We start from the raw sequence: 13365 nt of genomic DNA on the forward strand, positions 1-13365 counted from the left end.
GAATGCATGGCACGCTGGGGTATCTTTCCCCCGCCCGATTCGCTAAGCAGTTTACGACGGCATCCGTTGCGTGAGTATCTACTTTCTTGACAGAGGTCCAGAGGAGCCCTTATTCCGGAAGAATGTCCCCACTAGAGCAAGTAGCGGACCCCATGGCCCTTATTCCGGGAAATCCCGCTTCTAATGTTGTATTAACAGGACCATAAGGCCCCACTCGGTCCGTTAACTCACAAAAAGTGGTGTTTTCTTACATCTAACGCCTCTCCGGTCCGTTAGGAACTTATCGGTTGCTGTGGTTCTGTTCCTCCACCCCCTGAAGATCGGACCTTACCTACAGTTTAAAGACTGATGAGGTACTAGTTTGAACTGAAAATATATGAAAAGGGAAAAGTGGCGGAGGGGAATTTTGGAACTGTAGGAGCGATAGCGTCCGCCTTTGTCACCGGATTTCTACCGCGAGAAGCGGCTGAATCAAAGAAATCTGGGGACAACAGCGGCCGGAGGGCCAAATATTCTCTGGAGTCACGACCAATCCCATCATAGAAATAACAAAAGTACAATCTATATAATTAATCCACAACAACAGGAGGAAGCATGGATGTCGCTGACCTATGAAGAACGCAAACACACGATACTCGCCCAGCTGGAGCTTGCAGGGAAGGTGCAGGTGCATTTTCTCGCGGAGCGGTTCGGGGTGACGACGGAGACGATCCGGCGCGATCTCGACCGGCTGGAGAAGGAAGGGCGGCTGCGAAAGGTGTACGGGGGAGCGGTGCGGATTCGGTCGGAGAGTCATGAGCCTACATTCATGAAGCGTGCCCAGATGCATCTGCCGGGCAAGCAGGCCATCGGCAGGCTGGCAGCCTCGCTTATTCAAGACGGCGAGACGGTGATCCTCGACAACGGGACAACGACCCTTGAGATTATGCGAGCGCTTAAGGACCGTACACAGGTGACGGTGATTACGAACTCCGTTCCGATCCTGAATTGTGCGCTGGAGCAGTTTGAGGGGAAGGTTATTTTTGCCGGGGGCGAGGTGAATGCAGGATATCAGGCGGCAGTAGGGGGCACCGCCCATGATCTGCTGGGTCAGTTCAAGGTGAATAAGGCGTTCATCTCTGCCGGCGGGATCTCGCTCTCGGAGGGCATCACCGACTACCACCTGGAGGAAGCCCTGATCTCCCGCAAAATGATGGAACGGGCCGAAGAATCCATTCTGGTCGCGGATCATTCCAAATTCGGGATCACAACCTTTGCCCAGATTGCTCCGCTGGGGCATATCTCCATGGTGCTGACGGACAGCGGCTGCTCTGCGGAATGGAAGGATACTTTTGCCCGGCTGGATATAGAGCTATTGACCGGATCGTAACGCGGAGCTGTGCAACATAAAAGCGCCAATCCTTGTTCACCCTAAGGTGAGCGGATTGGCGCTATTTGCTGTGTCATTCAATTAGTGGTCAGCCGATCCAGATCCGCTGCGTACTGTGGTTGCTGGAGCTTGCACCGAGCATAATATCGAAGTCTCCAGGCTCGAACACCAGCTGATCATCCTGGCCGTAGAACATGAGCATGTCTCTGGTGATCTCGAAGGATACCGTCTGCTTCTCATGCGGGGCGAGGGTAATCTGCTGGAAGCCCTTCAGCTCCTTGCCGGGACGGACCACACTGGCGGTAACATCGCGGATATAGAGCTGAACGGTCTCCTTGCCGGTAACCTCCGAGGTGTTCTCCAGTTGGATGGAGGCAAGCACCTTACCGTCTGCCGCAGCTTCTACCGTGAAGCCGCTGTAGGCAAAGGTGGAGTAGCTCAGACCATAGCCGAAGCAGAAGAGCGGATCATTCGGAATATCCAGATACCGGGTTACATAACGCACATTCGGGTACTGGGGATCATAAGGACGTCCCGTCTGATAAGCGTTATAGTACACCGGAATCTGTCCCACGGAGTAAGGGAAGCTCATGGAGAGTCGTCCGGACGGGTTGTAATCGCCGAACAGCACATCTGCAATGGAATTGCCCGACTCCGTGCCGAGGAACCATGCCTGTACCAGCGCGTCGCTTGACTCAAGCACTGGCGCAAGCTCCAGCGGGCGGCCGCTGAACACAATGGTGACCACCGGCTTGCCCGCCGCCTTGAGGCGGTGGATCAGCTTCTCCTGGTTGGCGGATAGCCGCAGGCTGGCTTTACTGCCGCCTTCCCCGGTATCCTGCTGATTCTCGCCGACTGCGGCAAGAATGACATCACAGTCTTTAAGCTGCTCGTAAGCCGCTTCGGACTCATCCTCCACATCGAATATACCCTCCAGCATACTTCCCAGCTCGCCGGTCATCGCCGTGAGCAGGTCCGCTGCCGGGATTTTGCCGGTGATGCCGGTGTAGAGGGAGACCGCCGGGTCTTTCTCGGTACCGGCCCAGCCGCCAAGAACATTGATCGAGGTAGCGAAGGGACCGGCGAGGCCGATCTTCATCCCGCGCTTCAGCGGCAGGACTCCGCCTTCGTTCTTCAGCAGGACGATCGAACTGGCGCCCATCTCGCGTGCTGCCTGAAGATGCTCTGGGCTTGGCTTATCGGCTTCATCTGCTACAGGGTCGGCATCCTTGAACGGGTTGTCGAACAGGCCGAGGGCATCCTTAAGCTCCAGTACCCGCGTAACCGCTTCGTCGATCAGACCGAGGTCGAGCAGACCTTCTTCAACTAGCCCGGCAGCGTGGTTCAGATAGTGGGTGGACATCATCTCGATATCCAGTCCGGCGGCCAGGCTTTTCAAGGCAGCTTCACGGCCGTCTTGCGCCGCGCCGTGGGGAACCAGCTCGTTCACGGAGTTGAAGTCGGCGATGGTGACCCCATCGAAGCCCCACTCCTCGCGGAGAATGCCGCGCAGGAGCTTGCTGTTGCCGCTGGATGGAATGCGGTCAATGGTATTGAACGCAGCCATGACCATAGCGACACCGGCATCTACTGCCGCCTTGTAGGCTGGCAGATAGAATTCACGGAGTACGCCGGTGGACATGTCCACCGTGTTATATTCACGGCCGCCTTCAGGCGCGCCGTAGCCGGCGAAATGCTTCACGCAGGCAGCGATCCGCCCCGGCTCCTTCATGTCCTTGCCCTGGTAGCCACGGACCATGCTCTCGGTCACCCGGGCGTTCAGGTAAGGGTCCTCACCGGAGGTCTCCATGACCCGTCCCCAGCGCGGATCGCGCACGAGGTCGGTCATCGGAGAGAAGGTGAGGTGAATGCCGGCGGCAGCGCTCTCCCGGGCGGCTACCTCAGCGAATCGTTCGCAGGCCTCAAGATCGAAGGTGCAGCCCATAGCGAGCGGAATCGGCAGAATGGTCCGGTAGCCGTGAATGACATCGGCCATGAAGATCAGCGGGATCTTCAGGCGGCTGGTTTCCAAATGCCGGGTCTGTAGCTCAATGACATTCCGTGCACCAATGCCGTTCAGAACGCTTCCGATGCTTTTGATCACCTGCGGCTCGATATTAAGTTCTTTGAATGGACCCGTCAAATCCACGGTATCATCCAGACCCCAATAGTATGGACCAAGCTGGGTAAGCTGGGCTAACTTCTCGTCTAGTGTCATATCGTTCACGAGATCCTGGATAAACGGTTTAGTCATGGCTAACTCCTTCGTAAGCGTACTGAAAGTTATTGTGTTACATAGATATGCAGCTCATCGCCGGGCAGCGTAAGCAGGTGATTCTTGGCAATGCTTACCGCGCCCGGGCGGTATGGATTGGACAGAACCTGTCCGGTAACAGCAACGCCTGCTGCCTGCACTTCCGGGGTGCGGGCCTTACCTGCGCTAATGTGATAGACGAAGGTCAGCTTCTTGCCGAAGCACTCATAAGTGAAGCGCAGGCCGTCAAGGCTGGCCGGAAGGACCGGATCAATAATCAGCTCTTCTTCACTGAAGCGGATACCCAGAACGGCTGAGATCAGCTGATTGAGATAGATCCCGGGACCGCTGGAATACAAGCGCCAGCCGCCCTTCACCTCTACGCTGCCGTCACGCAGCTGATCGAAGTTCTCCTGATAGCTGTAACGGTCAGGGAAGTCACCGTCCGAGCTGCTGAAGTACATGTTGCTCTGGCGCAGCTGGGCATTAGGCACGCTCTGACGGATGTTGATCGGGTTAATCTGGAACAGGCCGTCCCAGGCACGCTTCGCTTCGCCCAGCTTGGCGGATGCTTCAATATAGCGGATATGGGCGTGTACATATTGCAGGCTGACCTCGCGGCCAACGCTGGCGGCCTGCTCGGCACGGCGGAAGATGGTGCTTACGCCGCCTTCATAGCGGGCAGGACGGTCCATCAGGCGTACTCCGTCAGGGCAGTTCAGATGCTCATCGATCAGACGCAGATTGGCTGCGGCCTGTTCCGGTGTGACCAGCTCGGCAATAATGCTGCGGGTCATCGGCAATAGCCGGTAATGAATGCCGGTCTGCTGATCCAGCGGGTGGAGCATATAATCAATGCTGCCGTCCTCCTGGAAGTAAGCGAAGCCGGCGATCACGCCGTCTTTGATCAGAAGGGTACGGAACGATTCCTTCATCTCTTCGGCCATAACTGCCAGGCTGGCGGAGAATTCAGGATCGGCGGAAGTCACCTGCGACAGATTGCGGATCACCTGGAAGGCGAGCGCTACCGTCCATGCGCTGACCAGCTTGGTCTTGAGCGCTTCATTGGCAGGCTGGAGGGTATCATCCCAGTCGCCGCCGGCATAGTTGATCAGAGACGTACCCGGTATGAAGCGTTCACGGATGGTCACTACGGCAGCCTTCACATGTTCAAGGATGGTCTCGGTCTGCTGGCTTGGCTGAGCATCCGCCAGATGGTGATAGCCGATTTCTTCGTTAAGAATCGAGTAGTCACCGGTAGCCATGATGTAATCGCTGATGCATTTGAGCGGCCAGAGCACAACGTCACCATGCCATTCATGGGCCTGAACCGGATGCTGGTCGAACATGAACCATTGCGGCCATTCCTTGCTCTCCCACAGCTGATGGGAATAGATCTTCAGCAGGGTATTGCGGGCCAGCTCATAATGCTGGGTCATCAGGAAGTATTCCATTGGTCCCTGGCAGACATCGCGTGTGCCCCAGGCTGCTCCGCCCGGCTGTTCAAGACCATGCGGCATGATGAAGTGGGTCATCGCATTATGGGTGTACCACCAAGCGGTCTCGTTCAGAATATTAATCCGCGCCTGCTCAGCGCCATCAATCTCAAGCTGGAAGCCGGAGGTGAACGAAGAATAGAATTCGTTAAACTGCGCCTGTTCCTTCTCCAGTGTGTAAGGTGCCGCCAGCGGAAGAGCCTCCGCTGCTGTTAGTCTGCCCTGAAGCACAAGCTGGAAGCCGGAGGACTGTGTCACCGACAGGGTAAGCAGGGTGCCGTTGCGCGGCTGTCTGTCAGCATAGAACATCCGGTCGTCACTGTACGTATATGCGGTTCCCGGCAGCTGAATATCGAAATGCAGGCCCGGATAAGGGAGCTTGTGAAGGGATGCTTCATCCGGAAGAAGCTGCAGAATGCCGTCCTTTTCTTCAACCCTTACCGGCTGCTTGAATTCATGTTCGCCCATCACCAGCTGATTCGTGATCAGATAATCGTAGGATCTGCCCAGCTTCGACTGAACCTGAAGGGCAACATCCGGCTGACCCGCTGCGGCGATCGAGGTAACGGTCAACACATCGTCTTCAAGCTGATAATGCCATTTCGCAAAATTCACGCCCATCTCGTAAGCCGCAGGCAGTGTAAGAATCCGGTAGACCCCGTCCATGCGGACGTAGATCCGCTGACCGCTATTGCGCTGAATGTTCAGCAGGCCGCGCGGCGTGGAGAGCCCTTTATGGAAAGAGGTATTCCCCACCACGGTCTGTCCGTTGAAAATCCCGTACATATAGTTGGTGGAAGAGATCAGGTTGTTGTCTACCTGCTTGTCGCCCAGCAGCGAGGTGATGATATGGCCATGCGGACGTTCCACCAGCAGCTCCTTAGGCTGCAGGACCACATGGACATGTCCGTCTGTGAAGAAGGAGAGCAGCTGACCGTTCTGGGTCTCCTCAAGCTTCCGGTTAGGGAAGGCAGCATCGATCTCGGCCTGTGACCACTGCGCAGACACATAAGGCTTGCCGATATCGTCACTCAGCACAGGAACATCCCGGTTTGGCACGGCTTCCTTGCCGCTCCAGTCGATCTCTGCATAAGCTGCCTCCAGCTCCGCCTGGAATTCAAGCTCGGTTACAGCTGCCGGATGATTCGGACGGAACAGGCCATAGAAGGCGAATTCAACCGGAGCAGACAAGACCATCTTCTCGGTCTGGAGTGCAGTATAAGCCAGCTCGTACTGATAATTACGGTTCTGCAGATTGCCGGCGAGCGCTTCAGGCACATAGCTTCCTTTATAGGAAATGCCGAAGAACTGCATACCATCGGTGGAATAGCCTACAGCCCGTGAACCGACTACACCCTGCTGGAGATAAGGGAAGTCCGTGCCCTGCGGCTGGTTCTGGCGTGAGCATACGGCGTAGCCCTGCGGGCCTTCCCAGATGCTGTGATCCAGATATTGGCTCATATACAGCTCATTGGCGAGGATACTGCCTTTTTCCGCAATACCAACGTCCTGGCCATACACCACATCCACAGTCTCGCCGCTGCCGGAGAGCTGAAGCTGCCAGAACCAGATGCCGTCCTTGGCCGGTGCGAAGGTGACCCGGTAATTTATTGCTTCTATAGAACCTTCATAAATGAGTCTGTCATCCGTACCCGACAGCTTGGAGCCTGAGTGGATACCGAGCAGCGGATAGCTGCTGATTCCTTGCTCCGTATATACGCGCAGATAGATATTATTGGTAGAGCCGTCTGCCGGATTGCCTTGGAACAGATTAATAAGAGTAGAAGCCTGCGTGAATTCAAAGATATCTCCTGTGGGCAGGAATGTATACGACAGGTCATCACGGGTTAAGGTAATCATGTTCATTTGTTGAGTGAATATCATATCGACCCTCTCTTTCCAGTGCTTGAATAGGACATGAAATTGATCAGAATAGGGGAATTCATCACCAGATGTCACTAAAAAGGCTAACATGTCCGTGTAAAGAATAAATAGAAACGTTTCCATAAGCTATCCATTCAGAGTTTAGACTTTTGACCGAAAAAAGTCAATTATCTATAAAAAAAACGCCTTTTCATCTATTATGATCAGCAAATTGTAATTTTATTACTTGTTATTTAAAAATAAAAAATGTTTGACAGCGTATACAAGGAAGGAGTATGCTCTGAGCAGGGGAAACACAAAGAAATAATGGAAACGTTTCTATATGAGCTAATATGGGTTAATAAAGAAGTGTTAAATGATGTGATTCTGTTAATGAAGTGGTTATTTGTATGAAGAATGGTTAGATTATGCTGTAGTAGAATGCATTGTTCAATTTGGAGGTGGGTTCATTGGCAAGATTTGTACAATCGGGCGGAAATGTTGTCCGGGAATTATTGAAGAACAAAGTGCTGTATCTCATGCTGCTGCCTGTCATTGTGTATTTTGCTGTGTTTCATTATGCGGTAATGCCTGGCGCTTACGTTGCATTCGTAGATTACAAGCTCAACAAAGGGATCTTTGGCAGTGACTTTATCGGACTCAAGAATTTTGAGTTCCTGATTCAGAACGGAGACCTCTGGAATATCACCAAGAATACTTTGCTCTACAATCTGGTGTTCCTCGCATTGGGTAACATCATCCAGATTGTATTTGCCATCATGCTGTCGGAGATTGCGGGCAAGTGGTTCAAGAAGATCTCCCAGTCGGTTATTCTGCTTCCGAACTTCATTTCGATGGTTATCGTCGGCGTGTTCGCGTATAACCTGTTCAATTTCAACTCCGGGTTTATCAATACCATGCTTACCAGTACGGGCTTAGACAAGATTGAGTTCTACTCCGACGCTGGAATCTGGAAATACATCATTGTAGGGTTCAAGATCTGGGCAAGTACCGGTTACGGTATGATTGTCTATCTGGCAGCCATTACGGGGATTAACCATGATCTCTATGAAGCAGCCTATATGGACGGCGCCACTACCTGGCAGCGTATCCGTTATATGACTCTGCCGATTCTGAAGCCAACCTTCATTCTGCTCCTCCTGTTCGGTATGGGCGGAATTCTCAAAGGCTCCTTCGATCTCTTCTACAATTTGATTGGAACAAACTCCGTGCTGTATCCGCAGACGGATATTATAGATACTTATGTCTTCCGGTCGCTCGTGGGACAATTTAACTTCTCCATGGGTGCTGCTGTTGGCTTCTACCAATCCTTATTCGGTCTGGTTCTGGTGCTTGTCGTTAACTTTATTGTACGCAAGGTTGAACCGGACAGCGCGTTATTCTAAGACAAGATAAGAAATAGGGGTGTTAATATGGCAAGCAGTACTATTAAACAGGATTCAGGCAGCATTTTCATTAAGCTCATCAGTTACATTTGCATCTCCATATTCGCGCTGATTTGCGTGTTCCCGTTTGCGCTGATGATCTCTTCCTCCTTCATGAATGAGCAGGAGATTATCCGCGAGGGGTACAAGCTGATACCGAATGAGATTTCTTTCAAGGCCTATGAATTGTTGCTCAGTAACTCCTCCAAGCTGGTGGATGCTTATCAGGTAACGATCTTTATCACAGTCGTCGGTACGGTGCTCGGGCTGTTCATGATGTCCATGGCCGGATTTGTCCTGAACCGCAAGGATTTCAAATACCGTAACTTCTTCTCCTTCCTGATCTATTTCACCACCTTGTTCAGCGGAGGATTGATTCCGACTTACATTCTGATGGTTAAGCATCTGCACCTCAAGGACAATCTGTTCGCCATGATTCTCCCGGCGGTGGTAGGGGCGTGGTCGATCTTCCTGATGCGTAACTTCATGAAGGCAATCCCGGATTCCCTGTATGAATCAGCGACGATTGACGGCGCAGGCGATTTCCGCATCTACTGGCGGATCTTCATGCCGCTGGCGGTTCCGTCACTGGCAACGATCGGACTGTTCTCGGCACTGGGCTTCTGGAATGAGTGGTACAACGGAATGCTGTACATGGACACTCAGAGCAAGTTCCCGCTCCAGTACTTCCTGCAGCGCATGATCAACCAGGCGAATATGGGCAGTCTCATCAACTCGGGGGCGGTCATTAATACAGCCGATCTGCCGACCCAATCGATCAAAATGGCTACAGCCGTGCTGGCCACAGGCCCGATCATTCTCCTGTATCCATTCATTCAGCGTTACTTCGTAACCGGTCTTACCATCGGTGCTGTCAAGGGTTAATGGACGCCTGCTTCAATTGAAGGGTGTTTGTTATAGATGCAAGATCCATAATATAGAAAAGAAAAGGGAGGCTTACCGAATGAAAGGTAAAAAGATTGCTTCTTCTCTAGCTGCTGTCCTCATGCTTACTGGAGTGCTATCCGCGTGTTCATCGAACAATAATGCAAATGGCAATACTCCGGCAGGGTCGAATGCTCCATCCACAAGCACAGGAGGCGTAGACACTTCTAAGGAAGCAAAGTTGACGTACTACCTGTGGGGCAGTGAAGGAGTTACCAATAAAGACATTCTGGCCGAGATTAACAAGAAGCTTAAGGCCGATCTGAATACTACGCTTGAAATCAAATATATTGACTGGGGAGACGTAGCAACCAAGTATCCGCTGCTGTTCGCTTCCGGCGAATCGTTCGATCTGTCACATGCATCACCTGGTGCTCCTGTGTCCTACTACACCCTGGCTACTGAAGGTGCGCTGACGGACATTACCGATATGCTGGACAAGGTGGCTCCTAAGCTGAAGGCAGAGGTTCCTGAATCCTCCTGGCAGAATACTAAGGTAGATGGCAAAATCTATGGCGTACCGAGTCTGTTCAGTGAATACACGCCTGCCGGTTATGCCTACCGTACCGACCTGATGAAGAAATACGGCATGACTGAAATTAAGTCGATTGATGATATGGTTAAATACATGGATAATGTGGTTGCCAAAGAATCCTTCCCTCCAATCAACGGTAAGGCTGAGGATGCTCAGAACATGTACAGAATGCTCGTAGATACTACAGACATGTGGCTGAACGCACCTGGTATCTCGCTGAATGAACTGAATCTGGTTACCAAGAGCCCGGAGGATTACAAAAAAGTATTCCATCCAGCCTTCACCCAGGAATTCGAGGATTGGGCTGTGAAAATGCGTGAGTGGGGCGACAAGGGCTACTGGGGTAAAGACGTTCTGTCCGCTTCCCTCGGCAGCAAAGACAACTTCAGAGCCGCGAACTCTGCGGGTTATCTGACTCATGCCCAGGACTGGATCGGCCAGTATGGCGGAGATATCAAGGCGCTGCCTAATTCTCCTACAGCCTTCTATACTTTTGCTGAAGCCAACAAGAAAATCAAACGTAAGATGGGTGTAGACAACTCGACAGTAATCAGTGCGAACTCCTCTAACCCAGAGCGTTCACTCATGGTAATTGAGAAATTCATGACCGATGCAAGTTACTACAACCTGATGCAATACGGTATCGAAGGCAAGCACTACGTGATTGAAGATGGCGTGAAGAAACAGCCGCAGGGCTTCAATGAAAAAACAGACGGCGGCGGCTTCTCGGCTTGGTCGCTCAGAAACGACAAGTTCGTGATTCCTAGTGATACTGATAACCCGGTCCGTAAAGACCTGTTCGCTGCATGGGATAAAGAAGCGATCGATGATCCGTACAATGGCTTCAGCTTCGACCCGGCTAATGTAACTACTGAAATTGCCTCAATCTCGAACGTGAATGCACAGCTTGGTATTCAGCTCATGCTGGGTAAAACAAATAAAGATCCAAAAACGGCTGTAGCAGAATACCGCGATCAGCTGAAAAAAGCAGGAGTTGACAAGGTCATTGCCGAAGTAGAGAAACAATTGGCAGAATTTACACCTGTTAACTAAAAGAATGTATAGGTTACAGGGGAGCTATATCTTATAGCTCCCTTACCTATAAATGGGGGAGTAGTGTGGACGTAAACATTAAGGATATCGCGAGGATATCCGGTGTAGGCATCTCAACAGTGTCCAGAGTGATCAATAATAAGGGTCTGGTGAGCAATGCCACCCGGGAGAAGGTACTGAGTGTCGTCAAGGAATATAACTATATTCCCAATTCCAACGCCAGAAATTTGAAGACAACGCAATCCAAGAATATCGCACTTATGGTCAAAGGGATTACTAACCCTTTCTTCTCCATTATGATCAAAGAGATTGAACGTCAGGTCAATCTGCGCGGATATCCGTTCCTTATCCATCAGGTGGAGGACGGGACCGATGAGATCAACGCCGCGATTCAACTGGTGAAGGAGAAGAATCTTAGCGGGATTATTTTCATGGGCGGTACCTATAATCATTCCGAAGAGAAGTTCAAGCAGTTAACGGTCCCGTTCGTACTTACGACGATCACCACCTCACAGGAAGTGGACCCGTCCATCTTCTCAAGCGTAACAATCGATGAATCCAAGGAAGCCTATAAGGCAACCTCATATTTACTTTCACTTGGTCATAAAAGCATCGGCTTTCTCGCCAAATCCCCTTTACTGGAAGACACCACAGGCAGCCGCCGCCTTCTTGGCTACAAGATGGCGCTGGAAGAACATAATATACCTTATAATTCGGGATTCGTAGAGGATTGTGAATACAGCCCCAGCTCGGGCTTCAACGCTGCACGCAGACTGCTTAACCGCGACAGAACCGTAACCGCTATCTTTGCGGCCTCCGATACGATTGCCATCGGTGCGGCCAAAGCTGTGCTTACCGCAGGCTTATCTATCCCCGATGATATTTCCATCATTGGATTTGACGGCATTGAGATGGCGGAATATTATCATCCTGCGCTGGATACGATCAGCCAGCCGGGCACTGAAATGGCGCTGTCCAGTGTGGGCGTGCTGTTCGACCTGATTACCAAACATTCCTCTCATCAGCACATTGTCTATGATGCGGTATTGCTCAAACGGGGCTCTTGCAAGATGATTAAGGGCCGGTAACAGCAGGACGCTGACTATAAAACCAACTGGAGTTGACAACATCATGCAAGATTCACTGAGAATAGGTACGCTTGTGCGCGGCGGTGAAGCCGTCCAGGTCATTCCGCAGATTGTGAAGCATGGCTTCGAGTCCTTTCAACTGAATTTCTGGCAGACGACAGGCGGGATTGATCTGGTAGAGACGGCAGCCCGGGTCCGGGAGTTGGCGGCTGAGCATCACTTCGTCATCTCTGCTGTCGGCATCTACGGCAATCCGCTTGGCGGCGGGCCGGAGTCTGAGACGGAGGCCACCTTGGCGGGCTGGGAGCAGCTGATTGAGCATGCCCACTTGTTCGGGACGGACCTTATCGGCGGCTTCACCGGACGGCTGCCCGGCTCGTCCATTGACGAATCGCTTCCGAGATTCGCTGAGGTATTCGGAGAATTGTCGAAGCGGGCGGCAGACAAGGGTCTGCGGATTGCTTTTGAGAATTGTGCGATGGGCGGGAGCTGGCAGAAGGGTGACTGGAATATCGCCCATAACCCTACAGCCTGGGAGAAAATGTTCAACGCCGTTACGGCAGACAATCTCGGGCTGGAATGGGAGCCTGCCCATCAGCTGACCGCGCTGATCGACCCGATCCCGCAGCTGCGCAAGTGGGTGGATAAAATCTTCCATGTGCATGGCAAGGACGCGACGATTGCCTGGGACATTGTCAAGGAGTACGGGATTCATGGTCCTAAGCCTTATGTGTGGGACCGGACGCCGGGCTTCGGGGATACGAACTGGACGGATATTATCACCATTCTCCGGCAGGGCGGCTATCAGGGCACGATTGATATTGAAGGCTGGCATGATCCCGTCTATCAGGGGGAGCTGGAGATGATGGGCCAGGTCCATGCGCTGAATTACCTGAAGCATTGCCGGGGCGGAGATTTCGTATCCAATCCGGTGATATAATCACATATAAAAGGCCTCATGCTCCACGGATGCGGGGAATGAGGCCTTTTTGTGCGCTTTATACAAAACGCTTAATGGTCCAATAAGGAACGGTGAAATTCCCTTTATTCGTTTCAATATGCAGGGCATCGGAGGAGTGGTCGATTTTGCATACTCCGGTGTAGGTTTCTCCGCTGATCAGGTGCACGCGTTGCCACAGATTGGAGAGAAGTGCATGCTGAATATCCTGTTTTATCATAAGGTTCACTTCCTCCTTGAATGCAGTGTGCTCGTAAATCTCTTTACTTATTATTAAACACGCTTAGGAAATTTTAACAGCAAAATTGGTTACAGTTTTGTACCATTTCACACCTACATAGTTGGTCTCAGATGGAGTA

Annotated in this window: 9 protein-coding genes; 6 read left to right on the forward strand and 3 right to left on the reverse strand. The window is 52.0% G+C overall.

Translation table 11 applies throughout. From position 1 onward, the window contains the following. Positions 1 to 598: 598 nt before the first annotated feature. Positions 599 to 1369, forward strand: a complete 771-nt coding sequence (locus ACFSX3_RS15055; RefSeq protein WP_209994019.1) for a DeoR/GlpR family DNA-binding transcription regulator — start codon at positions 599 to 601, stop codon at positions 1367 to 1369. Between the two features lie 88 nt (positions 1370 to 1457). On the opposite strand, the gene bglX is transcribed toward ACFSX3_RS15055, so the two are convergent. Next, a complete protein-coding gene (gene bglX / locus ACFSX3_RS15060; RefSeq protein ID WP_209994018.1) occupies positions 1458 to 3623 on the reverse strand; it encodes a beta-glucosidase BglX in 2166 nt (721 codons plus the stop codon). Positions 3624 to 3652: 29 nt separating this feature from the next. Continuing rightward, the gene (locus ACFSX3_RS15065; protein ID WP_379312988.1) at positions 3653 to 7003 is read right to left on the reverse strand and encodes a GH36-type glycosyl hydrolase domain-containing protein; all 3351 of its coding nucleotides are present in this window, start codon (positions 7001 to 7003) and stop codon (positions 3653 to 3655) included. 449 nt (positions 7004 to 7452) lie between these two features. Here ACFSX3_RS15065 and ACFSX3_RS15070 point away from each other — a divergent pair, with 449 nt between their 5' ends. From ACFSX3_RS15070 to ACFSX3_RS15090, 5 genes are all read left to right on the forward strand, one after another. Continuing rightward, a complete protein-coding gene (locus ACFSX3_RS15070; protein ID WP_339219869.1) occupies positions 7453 to 8388 on the forward strand; it encodes an ABC transporter permease in 936 nt (311 codons plus the stop codon). 27 nt (positions 8389 to 8415) lie between these two features. After that, positions 8416 to 9312, forward strand: a complete 897-nt coding sequence (locus ACFSX3_RS15075; RefSeq protein WP_209994016.1) for a carbohydrate ABC transporter permease — start codon at positions 8416 to 8418, stop codon at positions 9310 to 9312. Positions 9313 to 9391: 79 nt separating this feature from the next. After that, the gene (locus ACFSX3_RS15080) at positions 9392 to 10960 is read left to right on the forward strand and encodes a DUF3502 domain-containing protein (RefSeq protein ID WP_209994015.1); all 1569 of its coding nucleotides are present in this window, start codon (positions 9392 to 9394) and stop codon (positions 10958 to 10960) included. A 65-nt stretch (positions 10961 to 11025) separates the two neighbouring features. Next, positions 11026 to 12048, forward strand: a complete 1023-nt coding sequence (locus ACFSX3_RS15085; RefSeq protein ID WP_209994014.1) for a LacI family DNA-binding transcriptional regulator — start codon at positions 11026 to 11028, stop codon at positions 12046 to 12048. A 43-nt stretch (positions 12049 to 12091) separates the two neighbouring features. Then, positions 12092 to 12988, forward strand: coding sequence for a sugar phosphate isomerase/epimerase family protein (locus ACFSX3_RS15090; RefSeq protein ID WP_209994013.1), 897 nt, complete (start codon positions 12092 to 12094; stop codon positions 12986 to 12988). A 58-nt stretch (positions 12989 to 13046) separates the two neighbouring features. Here the strand turns inward: ACFSX3_RS15090 and ACFSX3_RS15095 are convergent, their stop codons facing one another. After that, positions 13047 to 13226 (reverse strand): hypothetical protein, encoded by a 180-nt coding sequence (locus tag ACFSX3_RS15095; RefSeq protein WP_209994012.1) that lies wholly within the window; start codon positions 13224 to 13226, stop codon positions 13047 to 13049. Positions 13227 to 13365: the final 139 nt, after the last annotated feature.

The organism is Paenibacillus rhizoplanae (genome assembly GCF_042684125.1).
Lineage (GTDB): Bacteria > Bacillota > Bacilli > Paenibacillales > Paenibacillaceae > Paenibacillus_AQ > Paenibacillus_AQ rhizoplanae.